This is a genomic window from Achromobacter sp. (assembly GCF_032113835.1).
Classification (GTDB): domain Bacteria; phylum Pseudomonadota; class Gammaproteobacteria; order Burkholderiales; family Burkholderiaceae_B; genus Achromobacter.
The window spans coordinates 47634-65572 of record NZ_DAMCTG010000021.1 but is presented as its reverse complement, the minus strand read 5'-3'; the positions used below and the strand labels follow the sequence as shown (position 1 = coordinate 65572).

The 17939-nt window shown below is 64.7% G+C and carries 18 protein-coding genes; 11 read left to right on the top strand and 7 right to left on the bottom strand.

Going from position 1 to position 17939, the window contains the following annotated elements; translation table 11 throughout:
• Window positions 1–1050 precede the first annotated feature (1050 nt).
• From RT697_RS10530 to RT697_RS10520, 3 genes are all read right to left on the bottom strand, one after another.
• The gene (locus tag RT697_RS10530; protein ID WP_056560358.1) at window positions 1051–1476 is read right to left on the bottom strand and encodes an organic hydroperoxide resistance protein; all 426 of its coding nucleotides are present in this window, start codon (window positions 1474–1476) and stop codon (window positions 1051–1053) included.
• A gap of 163 nt (window positions 1477–1639) precedes the next feature.
• Entirely contained in the window at window positions 1640–2101 is a 462-nt protein-coding gene (locus RT697_RS10525; protein WP_313698692.1) for a MarR family transcriptional regulator, read from the bottom strand.
• A 61-nt stretch (window positions 2102–2162) separates the two neighbouring features.
• On the bottom strand, window positions 2163–2870 hold the full coding sequence (locus tag RT697_RS10520) for a Crp/Fnr family transcriptional regulator (protein WP_175124978.1): 708 nt from the start codon (window positions 2868–2870) through the stop codon (window positions 2163–2165).
• A 171-nt stretch (window positions 2871–3041) separates the two neighbouring features.
• On the opposite strand from RT697_RS10520, the gene RT697_RS10515 reads away from it, so the two are divergent.
• The 7 genes from RT697_RS10515 (at window position 3042) to RT697_RS10485 (ending at window position 11630) form a co-directional block, all read left to right on the top strand.
• Window positions 3042–5018: an AMP-binding protein gene (locus RT697_RS10515; protein WP_313698690.1), complete on the top strand. Its 1977-nt coding sequence runs from the start codon at window positions 3042–3044 to the stop codon at window positions 5016–5018.
• A 5-nt stretch (window positions 5019–5023) separates the two neighbouring features.
• A complete protein-coding gene (locus tag RT697_RS10510; protein WP_313698688.1) occupies window positions 5024–5821 on the top strand; it encodes an ABC transporter ATP-binding protein in 798 nt (265 codons plus the stop codon).
• Window positions 5822–5845: 24 nt separating this feature from the next.
• The gene (locus RT697_RS10505) at window positions 5846–6775 is read left to right on the top strand and encodes a branched-chain amino acid ABC transporter permease (RefSeq protein WP_063955103.1); all 930 of its coding nucleotides are present in this window, start codon (window positions 5846–5848) and stop codon (window positions 6773–6775) included.
• A 25-nt stretch (window positions 6776–6800) separates the two neighbouring features.
• On the top strand, window positions 6801–7865 hold the full coding sequence (locus RT697_RS10500) for a branched-chain amino acid ABC transporter permease (RefSeq protein WP_313698686.1): 1065 nt from the start codon (window positions 6801–6803) through the stop codon (window positions 7863–7865).
• A 134-nt stretch (window positions 7866–7999) separates the two neighbouring features.
• Entirely contained in the window at window positions 8000–9337 is a 1338-nt protein-coding gene (locus RT697_RS10495; RefSeq protein ID WP_313698684.1) for an ABC transporter substrate-binding protein, read from the top strand.
• 106 nt (window positions 9338–9443) lie between these two features.
• A complete protein-coding gene (locus RT697_RS10490) occupies window positions 9444–10280 on the top strand; it encodes an ABC transporter ATP-binding protein (RefSeq protein ID WP_313698683.1) in 837 nt (278 codons plus the stop codon).
• An 81-nt stretch (window positions 10281–10361) separates the two neighbouring features.
• Window positions 10362–11630: a phenylacetate--CoA ligase family protein gene (locus RT697_RS10485; protein WP_313698681.1), complete on the top strand. Its 1269-nt coding sequence runs from the start codon at window positions 10362–10364 to the stop codon at window positions 11628–11630.
• 28 nt (window positions 11631–11658) lie between these two features.
• Here the strand turns inward: RT697_RS10485 and RT697_RS10480 are convergent, their stop codons facing one another.
• The 3 genes from RT697_RS10480 to RT697_RS10470 are packed head-to-tail and all read right to left on the bottom strand — an operon-like array spanning window position 11659 to window position 12871.
• Complete coding sequence (locus RT697_RS10480) at window positions 11659–12105, bottom strand: DUF6691 family protein (protein ID WP_313698679.1); 447 nt, start codon at window positions 12103–12105, stop codon at window positions 11659–11661.
• Window positions 12106–12107: 2 nt separating this feature from the next.
• Complete coding sequence (locus RT697_RS10475; RefSeq protein WP_313698677.1) at window positions 12108–12539, bottom strand: YeeE/YedE family protein; 432 nt, start codon at window positions 12537–12539, stop codon at window positions 12108–12110.
• The gene (locus RT697_RS10470; protein WP_313698675.1) at window positions 12536–12871 is read right to left on the bottom strand and encodes a metalloregulator ArsR/SmtB family transcription factor; all 336 of its coding nucleotides are present in this window, start codon (window positions 12869–12871) and stop codon (window positions 12536–12538) included. Before RT697_RS10470 ends, RT697_RS10475 begins: the two co-directional genes overlap by 4 nt.
• 126 nt (window positions 12872–12997) lie before the next feature.
• On the opposite strand from RT697_RS10470, the gene RT697_RS10465 reads away from it, so the two are divergent.
• From RT697_RS10465 to RT697_RS10450, 4 genes are all read left to right on the top strand, one after another.
• Window positions 12998–13861: an MBL fold metallo-hydrolase gene (locus RT697_RS10465; protein ID WP_313698673.1), complete on the top strand. Its 864-nt coding sequence runs from the start codon at window positions 12998–13000 to the stop codon at window positions 13859–13861.
• A gap of 80 nt (window positions 13862–13941) precedes the next feature.
• Window positions 13942–15408 carry a polyphosphate:AMP phosphotransferase gene (gene pap, locus RT697_RS10460; RefSeq protein WP_313698671.1) on the top strand — a complete coding sequence of 489 codons (1467 nt, stop codon included), beginning with the start codon at window positions 13942–13944 and terminating at the stop codon, window positions 15406–15408.
• A 23-nt stretch (window positions 15409–15431) separates the two neighbouring features.
• A complete protein-coding gene (locus RT697_RS10455) occupies window positions 15432–15881 on the top strand; it encodes a GNAT family N-acetyltransferase (RefSeq protein ID WP_313698669.1) in 450 nt (149 codons plus the stop codon).
• Complete coding sequence (locus RT697_RS10450) at window positions 15878–16342, top strand: HIT family protein (RefSeq protein WP_313698668.1); 465 nt, start codon at window positions 15878–15880, stop codon at window positions 16340–16342. The genes RT697_RS10455 and RT697_RS10450 overlap by 4 nt, the downstream gene beginning before the upstream one ends.
• Here the strand turns inward: RT697_RS10450 and RT697_RS10445 are convergent.
• Complete coding sequence (locus RT697_RS10445; protein WP_313698666.1) at window positions 16331–17506, bottom strand: glycosyltransferase; 1176 nt, start codon at window positions 17504–17506, stop codon at window positions 16331–16333. The genes RT697_RS10450 and RT697_RS10445 overlap by 12 nt on opposite strands.
• Window positions 17507–17939 lie beyond the last annotated feature (433 nt).

The following is a 17939-nucleotide window of genomic DNA, read 5'->3' as shown; positions in this document are numbered from 1 at the left end:
TACCAAGAGCGTCTCCCGAGGGTGTCAGACACCGGCAAATTCGTAAGACCAAGTCGGGTGTCTGACACCCTGGCGAGATTCGCGGCATACCAAGAGCGTCTCCCGAGGGTGTCAGACACCGGCAAATTCGTAAGACCAAGTCAGGTGTCTGACACCCTGGCGAGATTCGCGTCATACCAAGAGCGTCTCCCGAGGGTGTCAGACACCGGCAGATTCGTAAGACCAAGTCGGGTGTCTGACACCAGCAAATTCGTAAGACCGAATGAGGTGTCTGACACCCCGGTGAGATTCGCGTCATACCAAGTGCATCTCCAAAGGGTGTCAGACACCGGCAGAAAAAAGAACGCCACCACTAATCGTCACTTGAACCCCAGTGCCCGATGGGCGGCGCGTACGGGTCGGGAAGTTGTGGCTGCTCGTCGCCGCGCCGCCCATCACCGCTCTCCCCCCACTGACGAGCGTCATTCGCAAGCCGCTCTCCGCAAGCGCGCAAGCGCACACCGCCACGACGACCCACAGCTCCGATGCCGATTGCCGCCGCCCGGGCGGAAGCAATCGGCGGCCCCGCAGATCTCCTGCCCTGACCACAGGTCTTGCAGCGCCACAACCCAAAGACCCTAGCAGCACGGCGTCGCGGTCACCGTGGGCGCGAGCGCCGTCGATGCGCCCGAGGGAATCTGAAGGGAGCCGAAGGCGGACGAAGATGACAACGGGGCAGTCCGGAGCGAAGGCTCCGGACCGCAATCGTGGGCGATCGTGCCCACGGTGACCGCGGCGTCGGGCGACCTACGAAGACGTTCGCGACACAAGGACAGACGACCAACGAAGAACCTTTCCGACGAAAGACCGACGGCTTACGAAGAACCTGGCGCCAAGAAAATCAACGAACCATAAAGAACCTGACGCAACATCAAAAAAAAATGGGCCTCACAGGCAACCGAGCAAATCGGTCTTCACCTGCAAGGCCCACTCTCACCTCACATTGATCTCAATGCAACATCGATCTCAAACAATCGTCAACGTCACACTACTCTCAATGCAACGTCACCCTCAAACGATCGTCAGCGTCACGTCAATGTTGCCGCGCGTGGCGTTCGAGTACGGGCATACGATGTGTGCGGCCGCGACCAGCTTTTCGGCTTCCGCGCGGTCCAGGCCCGGCAGCGAGATCTTCAGTTCCGCTTCGATGCCGAAGCCCGTCGGGATCGCGCCGATGCCGACGATGCCGTTCACCGACACGTCCGCCGGGATCGCGATCTTGTCGCGGTTGGCGACGAATTTCATCGCGCCCAGGAAGCAAGCCGAGTAGCCGACGGCGAACAGTTGCTCGGGGTTCGTGCCTGCTGCGCCGGCGCCGCCCAGTTCGCGCGGGGTGGTCAGCTTGACGTCGAGGTTGCCGTCGTCGCTGACGCCACGGCCTTCGCGGCCTCCGGTGGCGGTGGCGTTGGCGCGGTAGAGGACTTTTTCGATCGACATGGTGTGGTTCCTTTGAATGAAAGTTTGAACTGCTTGCCTTGCGGGATCCTTCCCGTGTCGGCGGTCAACGATGAACTTGCGACTTGCCTGAAACTTTAAATAGTGAACAACAAAATCGTGCGCTATTTATAAAACCGGATGATGACAAACATCATCCGAAACCTCAAAGACTTTCGGCCAGCTTCTCCCGCAGCGCGTGCAGCATCTTCGTCATGCCCTGCGCTTCGTCCAGCGAACACTGTGCTGCCGCGCCGACGGCATGCGGCACCGCTTCGGCCTTGTGGCGCAGATCGCGGCCCTGCTTCGTCAGGCCCACGATCACCTGGCGCTCGTCCGTCACGGCGCGCTTGCGCGTCACCAGGCCCGCGGCTTCCAGGCGCTTGAGCAGCGGCGTCAGCGTGGCCGAATCCAGAAACAGGCGGCTGCCGATATCCGTCACCGTAATTTCGTCGCCTTCCCACAGCACCAGCATCACCAGGTATTGCGGGTAGGTCAGGTCCAGCCCGCTCAGCAGCTTGCGGTACACCTTGTTCATCGCCAGCGAGGTCGAGTACAAGGCGAAGCACAGCTGGCTGTCCAGCAGCAGCGGGTTGAAAGCGGCTTTGGTCTTGTTTCTGGATTTCATGGTGCGATATTAAATAGCGCGCGATTTATCGTCAACACTTTTTTTTCAATCCCGATAACGCCTACGCCGCCTGCTCCGCTTCCACCGCGCCCCGGTCCGAGCCGTATTGCTTCAGCCCGTCCAGATCCAGCACCCGAACCGCCCCATATTCCACATTCAACAGCCCTGCTTCCTCCAGCTTGCGCAGCGCCTGGTTCGCGCGCTGGCGTGACACCCGGGCCAGATAGCCGACTTCTTCCTGCGTAATCGTCAGCCGCATCCCCATGCCCGGATACAGCAAAGGATTGAAGAGCTCGGCCAGACAGCGGGCCACGCGCGCATCCGGATCCAGCAGACGGTCGTACTCCGCCTTACCGATGAACTGCGCCACGCGCTCGTTCAATTGATGCAGCAGGTATCGGTTGAACGGAATACTGGTATCCAGCAACCAGTCGAACGTCGTCCCCGGAAGACGCGCCACCACCGAATCGCGCAGCGCCACGATGTCGTACTTGCGGACCTCGCGCTTCAGCAGCGAGCCCTCGCCGATCCAGCCGCCGGCGGGCACGCCCGTCAACGATGCGACCTTGCCTTCCGAATTGCCCACCGACACCTTCACCAGTCCCGCCAGCACGCCGATCCATGCCTGGGCGAGTTCGCCTTTGCGCTCTATGATCGATCCGGCAACGACCTGCTGCACGGAAAGGTCCCGCTCCACGCGCGCTTGCTGTTCGGCGTTGAGCACGCGGAACCAGGCGGCGGCGAGTTGCAGGGAGTCGGATAGCTGCATCGGGAATACCCTAAAAGGTCCTTGAATGTCGCGATGGTGACAGTTGGTAGCAACCCAACCTTATACCTTAACTCCTGCCGTAAATCTAAAACCAACTGGTCAAGCACGCCGCCGCAGCCGCCGCTTCATTGCAGGCGCCGCGCGCGATGCGCCCAAACCGGAGGAGACAACGTGGCACATTCATCGCCCGCATCTGCACAGGTGCCGGCGGCGCCGGACACCTTTCCGGCGCTGCTGCTCGCGCATGCCAACGTTCGTGGGTCGCGGCCCGCGATACGAGAGAAAGACCTGGGGATCTGGCAAACCCTGACCTGGTCCGAAGTGGCGGAGCATGTCCGTCACGTCGCGCAGGGCCTTGCATCGCTCGGCATTCAGCCCGGCATGCACGTCGCCGTCATCGGTGAAAACCGCCCGCGCCTCTACATGGCCATGATGGCCGCGCAATCGCTTGGCGCCATTCCGGTTCCGCTCTATCAGGATGCGGTCGCGCAGGAAATGGTCTACGTGCTGCAGGATGCGGATATCAGCGTTGCGATCGTCGAGGACCAGGAGCAGGTCGACAAGATGATCGAGGTGCGCGAACAGTGCCCTGCGCTCAAGCATGTCGTGTTCGACGACCCGCGCGGCCTGCGGCACTACGCCGATTCCATGCTGCTGTCTTACGAGCAACTGGAAGCGCTGGGCAGCGAATACGCCGCCAAGCATCCCGACTTCTATGCGCGCGCCGTGGCCGCCGTGCAGCCGCACGACGCCGCGGCCATGTTCTATACGTCCGGTACGACGGGCAAGCCGAAGGGCGTGGTGCTGACGCACCATGCGCTCATCGACCGCGCGCGCGCCGTGTCCGAGATGGAAAAGCTTACCGATCAGGAAGACGTGCTGGCGTACCTGCCGCCCGCCTGGATCGGCCAGAACATGTTTTCGTACACGCAGCTGCTTGTCACGGGCTTCACGGTGAATCATCCCGAGTCGCCCGACACCGTGTCGATCGACATGCGCGATATTGGCCCCACCTATTACTTCGCGCCGCCGCGCGTGCTTGAAGGCCTGCTGACGCACGTGATGATCCGCATGGAAGATGCGGGATATCTCAAGCGCAAGCTGTTCGCGGCCTGCATGAAGCTGGCGCGCCGCGTGGGCACAAAGATTCTGGATGGCGAGTCCGTCAACGCCTGGGACCGCATGCGCTACGCGCTGGGCAACGTCCTCATCTACGGTCCGTTGCGCAACGCGCTGGGCATGAGCCGCGTACGCGTGGCCTACACCGCCGGCGAAGCCATCGGGCCGGACCTATTCGTCTTCTACCGCTCCATCGGCATCAACCTGAAGCAGCTGTACGGTTCCACCGAAACCTCGGTGTTCGTCTGCGTGCAGCCCGACGGCCAGGTGCGCGACGACACGGTGGGACCGCCGGTTCCGGGCGTGGAGATTCGTGTGGCCGACAACGGCGAGATCCTGGTCAAGAGCCCCGGTCTCTTCAAGGAGTACTACCGCAATCCGGACGCCACAGCTGAAGCGCGCAGCGCCGACGGCTGGTTCCACACGGGCGACGCCGGCTATCTGGATACGGACGGGCAGCTCAAGATCATCGATCGCGCCAAGGACGTGGGCAAGCTGGCCAACGGCAGCCTGTTTGCGCCGAAGTACATCGAGAACAAGCTCAAGTTCTTCCAGCACATCAAGGAAGCGGTGGCGTTTGGCGCGAATCGCGAGGACGTGTGCGCGTTCATCAACATCGACCTGGAAGCCGTGGGCAACTGGGCCGAACGCCGCGGCCTGCCCTACGCCGGCTATACCGATCTGGCGGGCAAGGACGAGGTCTACCAGCTGATCGCCGAGTGCGTGGAGCAGGTCAACGCGGATCTCGCGACCGATCCCAAGCTGGCGGCGTCGCAGGTCAGCCGCTTTCTGATCCTGCACAAGGAACTGGATCCGGACGACGACGAGCTGACCCGCACGCGCAAGGTGCGCCGCGCCTTCATCGCGCAGAAGTACGGCGTGCTGATCGATGCGCTCTTTGGCGGCAAGCAGTCGCAGTTCATCGAGACCGAAGTGAAATTCGAAGACGGACGCACCGGCAAGATTTCGGCGGATCTGCGGATCCATCCGGTCAAGACGTTTCCCGCCATCACCGCCCGAGCCGCGTAAAGAACATGAGCCATAACGACCGCGACCAGCGTATCGGCGATGTCATGCTGGACATGCAGAACATCTCCCTGTCTTTCGGCGGCGTGAAGGCGCTGACCGATATTTCATTCAACGTGCGCGAGCACGAGATCCGCGCCATCATCGGGCCCAACGGCGCGGGCAAGAGCTCGATGCTCAACGTCATCAACGGCGTATACACGCCGCAGCAAGGCGGCATTGCATTTCGCGGCGAGCGGTTTTCGCGGATGAACCCGCGCCGCGCCGCCGAAATGGGCATCGCGCGCACCTTCCAGAACCTGGCGTTGTTCAAGGGCATGAGCGTTCTGGACAACATCATGACCGGCCGCAACCTGCGCATGAAGAGCGGCCTGCTGTCGCAGGCGTTCCGCCTGGGGCCTGCCGAGCGCGAAGAGATGCAGCACCGCGAGTTCGTCGAGAACATCATCGACTTCCTGGAAATCCAGGCCTATCGCAAGACGCCGGTGGGCCGCCTGCCCTACGGCCTGCAAAAGCGCGTCGACCTGGGCCGCGCGCTGGCGATGGAGCCGCGCCTGTTGTTGCTGGATGAACCGATGGCCGGCATGAACATCGAGGAAAAGCAGGACATGAGCCGCTTCATCCTGGATGTGAACGACGAGTTCGGCACGACCATCGTGCTGATCGAGCACGACATGGGCGTGGTCATGGACATCTCGGACCGCGTGGTCGTGCTGGACTACGGCAAGAAGATCGGCGACGGCAAACCCGATGAGGTCCGTGCCAACGAAGACGTGATCCGCGCCTATCTCGGCGTGTCGCACTAAGCCGGACAACCAAGGCGGAAAGACATGGGATTTTTTCTAGAGACCTTATTCGGCGGCCTGATGAGCGGCATGCTGTACGCGCTGATCGGCCTGGGCTTCGTGCTGATCTTCAAGGCGTCCGGCGTCTTCAACTTCGCGCAGGGCGCGATGGTGCTGGTGGCGGCGCTGTCCATGGCGCGCTTTTCGGAATGGCTGCCGCGCTGGCTGGGCTTTGACAACATGATCCTGGCCAACGTGCTGGCGTTCATCGTCAGCGCCATCGTGATGTTCCTGCTGGCGGTCGCGATCGAACGCTTCGTGCTGCGTCACCTGGTCAACCAGGAAGCCACGACGCTCCTGATGGCCACGCTGGGCATCAGCTACTTCCTGGATGGATTGGGCCAGATCACGTTCGGCAGCTCGGTGTACTCCATCAACGTCGGCATGCCCAAGGATCCGCTGATGATCCTGGACTCGGTGTTCGAAGGGGGACTGCTCATCAACCTTGAAGACCTGACCGCGGCGGTCATCGCCGCGCTGCTGGTGGCGACGCTGGCGCTGTTCTTCCAGTACACCTCGACCGGCCGCGCGCTGCGGGCCGTGGCCGACGACCACCAGGCCGCGCAGTCGATCGGCATTCCGCTCAACCGCATCTGGGTGATCGTGTGGAGCGTGGCCGGGCTGGTGGCGCTGGTGGCGGGAATCATCTGGGGATCGAAGTTCGGCGTGCAATTCACGCTGTCCACCGCCGCGCTGCGCGCGCTGCCGGTGGTGATCCTGGGCGGTCTGACGTCGGTGCCGGGGGCCATTCTGGGCGGGCTCATCATCGGCGTGGGGGAAAAGCTGTCCGAGGTCTATCTGGGGTCGCTTGTGGGAGGCGGCATCGAAATCTGGTTCGCCTACGTGCTGGCGCTGGTGTTCCTGCTGTTCCGTCCGCAAGGACTGTTCGGCGAGAAGATCATCGACCGCGTCTAAGCCCGCGGCTCACCAAGGATAAAAAATGTTCTATCGCGAAAACGGCCAATTCAAGACCAGCTATCGCGCTGACCAGCAGATCTTCCCGATCCGCCAGGACCGCGTCTTCATCTGGCTGCTGATGGCAGTGGCGTTCATCGCCGTGCCGGCAATGGCCAGCGACTACCTGCTGCGCGCCATCCTGATTCCGTTCCTGATCCTGGCGCTGGCCGCCGTGGGCCTGAACATCCTGGTCGGCTACTGCGGACAGATCTCGCTGGGCACGGGCGCCTTCATGGCGGTGGGTGCGTATGCGGCCTGGAACTTCGGCGTGCGCTTTCCCGGCATGCCGCTCGTGGTGCAGATTCTGTTGGGTGGCTGCTTTGCCACCATCGTCGGCGTGATCTTCGGCATCCCCAGTTTGCGCATCCGCGGCCTGTATCTGGCGGTGGCGACGCTGGCGGCGCAGTTCTTCGTGGACTGGGCGTTCCTGCGCATCCCCTTCTTCACCAACTATTCGCCCTCGGGCAGCGTGTCGGTGCCGCCGCTCACGGCCTTCGGACTGCCGGTGCAAAGCGCCATGGAGAAGTATCTGTTCGTGCTGATCCTGGTCGTCGTCTTCAGCCTGCTGGCCAAGAACCTGGTGCGTGGCGCCATCGGACGCCAGTGGATGGCGATCCGCGACATGGACGTGGCGGCATCGGTCATCGGCATCCGGCCCATGTACGCCAAGCTGACGGCGTTCGCGGTCAGTTCGTTCATCGTCGGCGTGGCGGGCGCATTGTGGGGCTACATCCATTTGGGTTCGTGGGAGCCGCTGGCGTTCGACCTGGGCCGCTCGTTCCAGCTGCTGTTCATGGTCATCATCGGCGGGCTGGGTTCGATCATCGGCAGCTTCTTCGGCGCGGCGTTCATTGTGCTGGTGCCGGTGGCGCTGTCCAACATCCCGCACATGCTGGGCCTGCCGCTGTCGGTGGACACCGCAGCCCATATCGAGCACATGGTGTTCGGTGCGCTGATCGTATTTTTCCTGATCGCCGAGCCGCATGGCCTGGCGCGGCTGTGGAGCATCGGCAAGGAGAAGCTGCGCATCTGGCCGTTCCCGCACTGACCGTTTTTCGTTTTGATTTCCGCGGGTCCGGCGCGGCACGACCGCGCTGGACCACCGCCCCGAATACCCGGCTCAAGACCGGGCCAATCCCGGTGTCCCAGGGTTAACCGACCCAAGCACCACGCAGGAGGTAAATGGAGATGAAGCGTCTTAACCTGAAGTTGGCGGCAGCCTTGATGGCCGCAGCCGGCGCCGCGGGCGCCGTGGCCACGCCGGCAATGGCGGCCGAAGAGCAGTTCGTTCCGTTGCTGGTGTATCGCACGGGATCGTTCGCGCCGCTGGGCATTCCCTGGGCCGACGGCAAGCTGGATTACCTGAAGCTCGTCAACGAGCGCGATGGCGGCGTGAACGGCGTCAAGATCACGTACGAAGAATGCGAGACCGCCTACGCCACGGACCGCGGCGTGGAATGCTACGAGCGCCTGAAGGGCAAGGGCACCGGCGCATCGGGCTTCGACACCCAGTCCACCGGCATCACGTTCGCGGTCAGCGACAAGGCGATCATCGACAAGGTGCCCGTGGAAACCATGGGCTACGGCCTGTCGCAGTCGGTGGACGGCAGCGTGTTCGAGTGGAACTTCCCACTCTTGGGCACGTACTGGACCGCCGCCGACGTGATGATCCAGGACATTGCCAAGAAAGAAGGCGGCATGGACAAGCTCAAGGGCAAGAAGATCGCCCTGGTCTATCACGACTCGCCGTACGGCAAGGAGCCGATTCAGCTGCTGCAGAAGCGCGCGGCCAAGGAAGGCTTCGAACTGCTGCTGTACCCCGTGACGGCCCCCGGCGTGGAGCAGAAATCCACCTGGCTGCAGATCCGCCAGGCGCGCCCGGCCTACGTGCTGCTGTGGAGCGCGGGCATCATGACGCCCACCGCCATCCGCGAAGCGCAGGCCAGCGGTTATCCGCGCGACAAGATGTACGCGATCTGGTGGGCCGGCTCCGAAGGCGACGTCAAGGACCTGGGCGATGTCGCCAAGGGCTACAACGCCATCACCATCCACAACAGCGGCGCCGACAGCGACAAGGTCTACGACGATCTGAAGAAGTACGTCTACGACAAGGGCCAGGGCGCGGACAAGACCGGCAAGACCACGCTGGGCACCATCGCCCACACGCGCGGCATGATGATCTCGATGCTGCAGGTGGAAGCGATCCGCGCCGCGCAAGAAAAGTACGGCAAGGGCAAGGCGTTGACGCCGGAGCAGGTGCGCTGGGGCTTCGAGAACCTGGACCTGACGCAGGAAAAGCTCGACAAGCTGGGCTTTGGCCAGATCATGCGTCCGGTCAAGACCTCGTGCGCCAACCACAAGGGCGACGACTGGGCCCGCATCGTGCAGTGGGACGGTTCCAAGTTCAAAGTGGTCTCCGACTGGTATCAGGCCGACAAGACGATCCTGGACCCGATGGTCAAGGAATCGGCGGCCAAGTACGCCAAGGAAAAGAACATCACGCCGCGCAAGTGCGAGTGATGCTTCTGGAGCGCCCGCGGTCCTAGCGCCGCGGGTGCGCAACGCAGGTTGATATGAACCGGCGGCCGGCTCTCCGGCCGGCCGCCGCCACGCTGCAGGAAGGTTTATGAACGACGCCAATATTGCCGCCGCCGACGCCCCTCAGGTGCTGCTCGATGTGAACGGCATCGAGGTGATCTACAACCACGTCATCCTGGTCCTCAAGGGCGTGTCCCTGCAGGTGCAGGAGGGCAAGATCGTGGCGCTGCTGGGCGCGAACGGCGCGGGGAAGACCACGACGCTGCGCGCCATCTCGAACCTGCTCAAGGGCGAGCGCGGCGACGTCACCAAGGGCAACATCCAGTACCGCGGCCAGCGCATCGAACGCCTGACGCCTGCCGAACTGGTCAAACGCGGCGTCGTGCAGGTGATGGAAGGCCGGCATTGTTTCGCCCACCTCACCATCGAGGAAAACCTGCTGACGGGCGCCTATACGCGCAGCATGAGCCGGGGCGACACCACGGCCGCGCTGGAACGCGTGTACCAGTATTTCCCGCGGTTGAAGCAGCGCCGCACCAGCCAGTCCGGGTATACGTCGGGCGGCGAGCAGCAGATGACCGCGATCGGCCGCGCGTTGATGGCCAACCCCAACATGATTCTGCTGGACGAGCCGTCGATGGGCCTGGCGCCGCAGATCGTCGAAGAGATCTTCGAAATCGTGCGCGACCTGAACCAGCGCGAGCGCGTGAGCTTCCTGCTTGCCGAGCAGAACACCAACATCGCGCTGCGTTACGCCGACTACGGCTACATCCTGGAAAACGGGCGCGTGATGATGGACGGCGCGGCTTCCGATCTGGCGCAGAACGAGGACGTGAAGGAGTTCTACCTGGGCATTTCCAGCGGCGAACGCAAGAGTTTCCGAGACAACAAGTTCTACCGCCGCCGCAAACGCTGGCTGGCCTGATTCCCGACGCGGGCAAGCCAGCGCTTGCCGCATGGCGCCGGCAACGGCGCCGCAAACCGGCACACGAGAAGGTGCGATCCCATGTCCGAGTTTTTCGATGACCGCGAAACCCGAGCGCCCGAGCAACGCGAGCGCGAACTGATGGCCGCCCTGCCCGGGGCGATTGCGCGGGCCATCGCACGCGCGCCGGCCATCGCCGAGCAACTGCGCGGCGTGGACCCCGCCACGATCACCTCGCGCGCGGCGCTGGCCCGGCTGCCGGTGCTGCGCAAGCATGAACTGCTGGAACGCCAGCAGCACAGCCGCGACGACGGCGCGCGGCCCGCCAGTGCCGAGAAGGCCTTCGGCGGATTCTCCGCCATCGGCTGGGGCGAAGCGATGCGCGTGTTCGCTTCGCCCGGGCCGATCTACGAACCGGAGAGCGCGCGGTCGGATTACTGGCGCTTCGCACGCGCCCTGTACGCGGCGGGCTTTCGCGCCGGCGAGTTGGCGTACAACTGCTTTTCGTACCACTTCACGCCGGCCGGCTCGATGATGGAAACGGCCGCCCACGCCGTGGGCTGCACCGTGTTTCCCGGCGGCACCGGGCAGACCGAGCAGCAGGTGCGCGCGATCCAGGACCTGGCGCCCAGCGGCTATACGGGTACGCCAAGCTTCCTGAAGATCATTCTTGAAAAGTCCGATGAGCTTGGCGTAAAGCTCGATTCGCTGCGGCGCGCGCTGGTCTCGGGCGAGGCCTTTCCGCCTTCGCTGCGCGACTGGCTGGCGGCGCGCGGCATCGACGGCTACCAGGCCTACGGCAGCGCCGACCTGGGCATGATCGCGTTCGAGACGCCTGCCCGCGAAGGGCTGGTGGTGGGCGAGGACATCATTGTCGAGATCGTGCGCCCCGGCACCGGCGAGCCCGTGCCGGAAGGCGAAGTCGGCGAGGTCGTGGTGACCACGCTGAATCCCGATTACCCGCTGGTGCGCTTTGGCACCGGCGACCTGTCGGCGGTGATGTCCGGCCTCTCGCCGTGCGGGCGCACCAACACGCGCATCAAGGGCTGGATGGGGCGCGCCGACCAGACCACCAAGGTGCGCGGCATGTTCGTGCATCCGTCGCAGGTGGCGGACGTGGCGCGGCGGCATCCGGAGATCCTGCGCGCGCGGCTTGTCATCAGCGGCAGCACCGGGTCGGACCGGATGGTGCTGAAGGTGGAGTCGCGCGAACAGAACGACGAGCTGGCCCGCCGCATTGCCGATTCGGCGCGCGATGTGACGAAGCTGCGGGCCGATGTCGAATGGGTGGCCGAGGGCGGCCTGCCGAACGACGGCAAGGTCATCGACGACATCCGGACGTACGAATAGGCAATCAACCTCGCCGGCAAGCCTGCAGCTAGGCGCGCGGGCCGGTGGCGCTGTCCTCGCGGCGCGGGGCCCGCGTGATGAAGGCATGGATGCCCATGCCGGCGATCATCGCCCCCGCGAACACCGCCGCGTCGCCGATGCCGGCTGCTGCCGCGACCAGCGCGGGTCCGGGGCAGAAGCCCGCCAGACCCCAGCCCACGCCGAACGCCAGGCTGCCCGCGGCCAGCCGTGCGTCGAGCCGGCTGGCTTGCGGCCAGCGCATGGGCTCGCCGGACAGGCTGGCCCGGCGCCGCCGCACCAGCGCATAGCCGATGCTGGTCGCCAGCACGGCGCCGCCCATCACGAATGCCAGCGTGGGATTCCACAGCCCGGCCAGATCCAGGAAGCCCAGCACGCGCGCCGGGTCCGCCAAGCCCGATATGAGCAGGCCCAATCCGAAGACGAGCCCGGCGGCGAAGGCGTAGAGCGCGGCCATGGTCAGACGCTCGCCACGTGCCGCAGCACGTAGACAGTAATGAAACCTGCAGTCATGAAGATCAGGGTGGCGGCGAGCGACCGGCGCGATCCGCGCGACAGACCGCACACGCCGTGTCCGCTGGTGCATCCGGACGCGTAGCGCGTGCCGATGCCGACCAGCAGGCCGGCGACGATGAGGCGCGGCGTGCTGGCCTCGACCGTGATGGAAGGCAGCTCGGAAAAAAGTCGGAACAGCCAGGGCGCGGCGCACAGCCCCAGCAGGAATGCGATGCGCCAGCCCCCGCCGCGCTCGGGCGCAAGCAACCCGCCCACGATGCCGCTGATGCCCGCGATGCGCCCCGCGCCGAGCATCAGCAGCACCGCGCCGGCGCCGATGAGCAGGCCGCCCGCCGTGCCGGCGGCCGGGGTGAAGGCGGACCAGTCCACGTTCACTTGAGTGACTCCATGGCGCGTCCGCAGTACAAACTGGATAGCGTTTTCATCACCTGGCTGACCTCGAAGCTGGCCATCTGGTAATAGACGTATTTACCCTCGCGCCGCGTCGCGACCAGACCTTCGTCGCGCAGCACGCCAAGCTGTTGCGACAGCGTCGGCTGGCGGATGCCGGTCAGCGATTCCAGCTCGCCGACGTTGCGTTCATTCTGGACCAGCTGGCACAAGAGCAGCAAGCGGTCTTCATTGGCCAACGCCTTGAGCAGTGCGCAGGCCTGTGTGGCGGACTGGCGCAGGACGGCAACTTCGCAATCGGTAAGTGGAGCGTTCATGACTGGGTGTCGGACACGTGGGGGATAGCGGCGTCATTATATTTATGAATAAACTATGCGCAAATATTATTTATTTTCGTAAATCGACCTGATCAGGCCGCCCGCGCGGCCTTCACGCGAGCCCCCATGAACCCGCACATCCAGGCCTTCTTCGACTCCGCCACCGCGACCATTACCTACGTCGTCCACGAGCCCGCGCCGGGCGGCGCGTGCGCCATCATCGATTCGGTGCTGGACTACGATCCCAAGTCCGGCCGCAGCAGCACCGCCAGCGCCGATCTCGTGGCCAATTACGTGCGCGAGCGCGGACTGCGGACGGTCTGGCTGCTGGAAACCCATGCCCATGCCGATCATCTGTCGGCCGCTCCGTATCTGCAGCGCCAGCTCGGCGGCGTCATCGCCATCGGCCAGAGCATCCGCACCGTGCAGGGCGTCTTCAAGACCATCCTGAACCTGGAGCCGGAATTCCAGCTCGACGGCTCGCAGTTCGGCCATCTGTTCGCCGACGGCGAGACCTTTCAGATCGGTGCGCTGACCGCCACGGCCATCCATGTGCCTGGCCATACGCCGGCCGACATGGCGTACCTGATCGGCGATGCGGCGTTCGTGGGCGATACGCTCTTCATGCCGGACGTGGGCACGGCGCGCTGCGATTTTCCCGGTGGCGACGCGCATCTGCTGTACCAGTCGATCCGGCGCCTGCTGAGCCTGCCTGACGACACGCGGCTTTTCATGTGCCACGACTATCCGCCCGCAGGCCGCGAGGCCACCTGGCAAACCACCGTGGCCGACCAGCGCCGCGGCAACATCCACGTGCGCGACGGCATTACCGAAGACGAATTCGTCGCCATGCGCACGCGGCGCGATGCGACGCTGTCGATGCCCACGCTGATCCTGCCGGCGATCCAGGTGAATATCCGCGCCGGTCATTTTCCGCCGCCCGAGGACAACGGCGTGCGCTATCTCAAGATTCCCGTCAACGCGCTCTGACGCCCGGCCGCGGCGCACTTGCGCCGCGCGGCCTTATCCCGCAAGATCGCCCGATCGCAGCCACCCGATCCGACGTATCCATGTTTGCCGAAGCCGAAGCCGACCCCACTCTGTCCAAAGACGAATTCAAGGCGCTCGAAGCGCGGCTGCGGGTCGCGCTGCTCAATGCGCAGTACGAGCGGCTGCGGCAGGCCGACAAGACGCTGCTTATCGTCGTGGCTGGCATCGACGGCGCCGGCAAGGGCGCCACGATCAACCTGCTGAACGAATGGATGGATCCACGTCACATCCGCACGCTGGCCTACGGCCCGCGCGAAGGCGACGAGCTCGAGCGCCCGCCGTTGTGGCGCTACTGGCGCGACCTGCCGCCCAAGGGCAGCACGGGCATCGTGTTCGGTTCCTGGTATGTGCCGCTGTTGATCGAAGCCGTGCGCAAGAAGCCCAACGCGGACGCAATCGAGGCGCACTCGGCCGCCATCATGCGCTTTGAGACCATGCTGGCCGCCGAAGGCGTGCAGATCGTCAAACTGTGGTTTCACCTGTCCGCCAAGGCACAGAAGACGCGGGCGCAGCGCCTCCTGGCCAACCCCGATACGGCCTGGCAGGTCAGCCCGGTCGACATGAAGGTCAACAAGCGGTTCGACCGCATCCGGGCCGGCGCCCACGTCGTCCTCAACCACACCGACTGCGGCCATGCGCCGTGGGTGGTGATCCCCAGCGCCGATGAAAACATGCGCGCCGCCCGCACCGCCGAGGCGGTGCTCGGCGCCCTGCGCCGGCGCGGCGTGCCGCGCCTGCCGCCCGCTTTTGTGGCGCATTCCAGCAAGACTCGCATCGTGGACAGACTGGGCAAGCTGGACTACGACGCCAAGGTGGACAAGGAAGACTACGAATCCGAACTCGGCCTGCTGCAAGGCCGGCTAGCGCGCGCCGCCCGCTCCGACAAGTTCAGGAATCGCTCGTTGATCCTGGTGTTCGAAGGCCAGGACGCCGCAGGCAAGGGTGGCGCCATCCGCCGCGTCACGCACGCGCTGGACATCCGGCAGGTCGACATCACCCCCATATCCGCCCCCACGACAGAGGAACTGGCCCGGCCTTATCTGTGGCGCTTCTGGCGCTGCATTCCGAGCCACGGCCGCATCGGCATCTTCGACCGCTCGTGGTACGGCCGCGTGCTCGTCGAGCGCGTCGAAAAGCTGACACCGCCCGCCCGGTGGCGCCGCGCGTACGCCGAAATCAACGACTTCGAGGAACAGCTTGCCGCCAGCGGCGCGCTGGTGCTGAAGTTCTGGCTGGCCGTCACGCCCGACGAGCAGCTCAAGCGTTTCCGCGAACGCGAGAAATCGCCGTTCAAGAATTTCAAGATCACGCCCGACGACTGGCGCAACCGCGACAAGTGGAACGAATACGCGGCGGCGGCCAACGAGATGATGACGCGGACCGACGTGGCCCACGCGCCGTGGCATCTGGTGTCGGCCAACGACAAGCGTTACGCTCGCCTGCAGGTGCTGCGGCATATCGTCGACGCCATGGAAACCCAACTCTGAAGACCCCCAGGAGGCCTTGCGCCATGAGTACCGCAGAAATCCGTTCCATCGTCGCCGCCGACTTCGACGCCTGGTTGCCGCTGTGGAAGGGCTACCAGGACTTCTACCGCGTCAGCATCGACGACGCCGTCACCCGCAACACCTGGGCGCGCTTTCTGGACCCCGCCGAGCCCATGCACGCGGCGCTGGCCTATGAAAGCGGCCGCGCCGTCGGCATGGTGCACTGGATCTTCCATCGTTCCACCTGGACCGCCGGCGACTACTGCTACCTGCAGGATCTCTATGTGGACCAGGACACGCGCGGCACGGGCGCGGGCCGCAAGCTGATCGAACACGTCTACGCCGAAGCCGCCGCGGCCAACTGCGCCCGCGTCTATTGGCTCACGCACGAAACCAACGCGACCGCCATGCAGCTCTACGACCGCATTGCCGACCGTTCCGGCTTCATCCAGTACCGCAAGGTGATGGCTTGAGCGCGCGCGATCCCAACTGTCCGCTGTGCCAGGAAGACGGCGGGACGCTGCTGTGGCGCGGACCGCACCTGCGCATCATCGAGGTCGACGATGCCGACTATCCGGGCTTCACGCGCGTGATCTGGAACGGCCACCTGGCCGAGATGACCAGCCTGTCGACGCACGGTCGCGACCTGCTGATGCGGGCGGTGTATGTGGTGGAGGAAACGCAGCAGGCGATTCTGACGCCGGACAAGATCAACCTGGCGTCGCTGGGCAACATGGTGCCGCACCTGCATTGGCATGTGATCCCGCGCTGGCGCGGCGACCGGCATTTTCCGGATCCGATCTGGGCGGCGCCACGCATCGCGCGGGGCGCCGAGCCCGATTCCTGGAAGGACCGGCAGGAGCAGGTGCAAGCCCTGCTGCCCCGCTACCGGGACCGGCTGGCCGAAGCCATGAACGCGTTGTTATGGCACTGAATCGCGGGATGTCTCGGAGGCCGGCCCACGCCGTTCTCCCAGCCAGCGCACGTAAGCCGCTTCGACCAGTTGCGCCGCGCGGCCGACGCTGAAAAGTCCCTGGCCGCGAATGAGATCACGCCCCGCCTCGCCCATGCGGCGGCGGCGTTCCGGATCGCCCAGCAGGCTTTCCAGCGCGGCGGCCAACGCCGCGGGGTCCTGCGGCGGCACCAGCAAACCGGTGACCCCGGCCTGCATGGTTTCGGGCACGCCGCCCACGTCGGTGCCGATCACGGGCACGCCCATGGCGGCGGCCTCGACGAACGCGGTGCCAAAGGCTTCACGGTGGGTTGGCAGGGCGAATACGTCGAACGCCTGCAACACGTTGCCGATGTCGTTCCGCCGGCCCAGAAAGTGCACGCGGGATTCGATGCCCAGCGCCGCCACCTGCGCCTTCAGGCGCTCGAACACCGGCATGCCGTCCCCGGCGAGCACCAGATGGGCCTGGGGAAACGCAGTCAGGACGCGGTGAAAGGCGTCGATCAGGTCCGCATGGCCCTTTTCCGCGCGCATGACCGCCACGCAACCCACCACGAGCGCGTCGTCAGGCAGACCGAGTTCTTGCCGGACACTGCGCTGGCTGTCGTATTCGGGTACCACGATCGGGGAGTGGACGATGGCGATGGACGAGGGCGACGCGCCACGATCCAGCAATTGGCGGTGCACGTGTTTGCTCACGGCGATGACGCGGTGCGCCAGCCAGGTGTAGGCGTACAGCGAATTGATCGGCTTGGCCAGGTGACGGGTGCGCACGATGAGCGGCGTGCCCGCAAGGCGCGCGCCCATCGCGGCGCGAACCGTGTCGCTGCGGCTGTGCGTATTGACGACGTCGAAACGGCCGCGCGCCGCCACGCGTCGCACGAACGCCACGGCGCGCATGAAATTGAGCGCCCCGCCCATCTTCACCGTGTGCACGGTAAACCCCGCGTCGCGCAGCCGCTGCGCCAGCTCGGCGTGCGGCTGGCAGACGGCTTCAAGGTGATGGCCGCGCTCGCGCATGGCAACCATCTCTTTGAAGATGCAGAATTCCTGGCCCCCGAAGGCCGTGGCGGCTTCCGTGTGCAGGATGCGCAGGCGGCGGCCCGTCCCGGGCTGGCTAGCGGACTGATCGGCGGAATTCAGCATGGGCGGCGGTGCAGACAAGAAGACGCACCTTGCGCAATGCCTTTACGGCGGCAAAGGATGGCGGCGATGCCGGGCAAGGGAAGCAGGACTGAAGAATGGCGTGACGGCATGACGGCGAGGGGCGCCAGGCGGCCTGGCGAAGCCACGACAGGATCGTGGGTTCAAAAAAAGCCGACGAAGTCGGCCTGCAATAGGGTTGTTACATAGAGATTAAGAGAATGTAATCCAGAACCCGTCGGCGCGACAAGCTTGTCGACGGACTACTTAGTGTGCATAAAGCGCAGATAGCGCAGCTTCCCCCGACGTTGAGCGCTGTTCGCTGGAATATCGGCGCATATTCTATCCGTTCAGCTACTATTCAGGTTCGCGCTGCGAAACCAGAGTGTCGTCCATGCGGCACACTTCTCGTTGCGCCTGAGCCTGTGCGCGACAT

What these genes read in the sequence shown, in the direction of transcription:
- RT697_RS10530 (WP_056560358.1), bottom strand. Translation starts at nt 1,476, where the DNA reads ATGTCGATCGAAAAAGTCCTCTACCGCGCCAACGCCACCGCCACCGGA.
- RT697_RS10525 (WP_313698692.1), bottom strand. Translation starts at nt 2,101, where the DNA reads ATGAAATCCAGAAACAAGACCAAAGCCGCTTTCAACCCGCTGCTGCTG.
- RT697_RS10520 (WP_175124978.1), bottom strand. Translation starts at nt 2,870, where the DNA reads ATGCAGCTATCCGACTCCCTGCAACTCGCCGCCGCCTGGTTCCGCGTG.
- RT697_RS10510 (WP_313698688.1), top strand. Translation starts at nt 5,024, where the DNA reads ATGAGCCATAACGACCGCGACCAGCGTATCGGCGATGTCATGCTGGAC.
- RT697_RS10505 (WP_063955103.1), top strand. Translation starts at nt 5,846, where the DNA reads ATGGGATTTTTTCTAGAGACCTTATTCGGCGGCCTGATGAGCGGCATG.
- RT697_RS10500 (WP_313698686.1), top strand. Translation starts at nt 6,801, where the DNA reads ATGTTCTATCGCGAAAACGGCCAATTCAAGACCAGCTATCGCGCTGAC.
- RT697_RS10495 (WP_313698684.1), top strand. Translation starts at nt 8,000, where the DNA reads ATGGAGATGAAGCGTCTTAACCTGAAGTTGGCGGCAGCCTTGATGGCC.
- RT697_RS10490 (WP_313698683.1), top strand. Translation starts at nt 9,444, where the DNA reads ATGAACGACGCCAATATTGCCGCCGCCGACGCCCCTCAGGTGCTGCTC.
- RT697_RS10485 (WP_313698681.1), top strand. Translation starts at nt 10,362, where the DNA reads ATGTCCGAGTTTTTCGATGACCGCGAAACCCGAGCGCCCGAGCAACGC.
- RT697_RS10480 (WP_313698679.1), bottom strand. Translation starts at nt 12,105, where the DNA reads ATGGCCGCGCTCTACGCCTTCGCCGCCGGGCTCGTCTTCGGATTGGGC.
- RT697_RS10470 (WP_313698675.1), bottom strand. Translation starts at nt 12,871, where the DNA reads ATGAACGCTCCACTTACCGATTGCGAAGTTGCCGTCCTGCGCCAGTCC.
- RT697_RS10465 (WP_313698673.1), top strand. Translation starts at nt 12,998, where the DNA reads ATGAACCCGCACATCCAGGCCTTCTTCGACTCCGCCACCGCGACCATT.
- pap (WP_313698671.1), top strand. Translation starts at nt 13,942, where the DNA reads ATGTTTGCCGAAGCCGAAGCCGACCCCACTCTGTCCAAAGACGAATTC.
- RT697_RS10455 (WP_313698669.1), top strand. Translation starts at nt 15,432, where the DNA reads ATGAGTACCGCAGAAATCCGTTCCATCGTCGCCGCCGACTTCGACGCC.
- RT697_RS10445 (WP_313698666.1), bottom strand. Translation starts at nt 17,506, where the DNA reads ATGCTGAATTCCGCCGATCAGTCCGCTAGCCAGCCCGGGACGGGCCGC.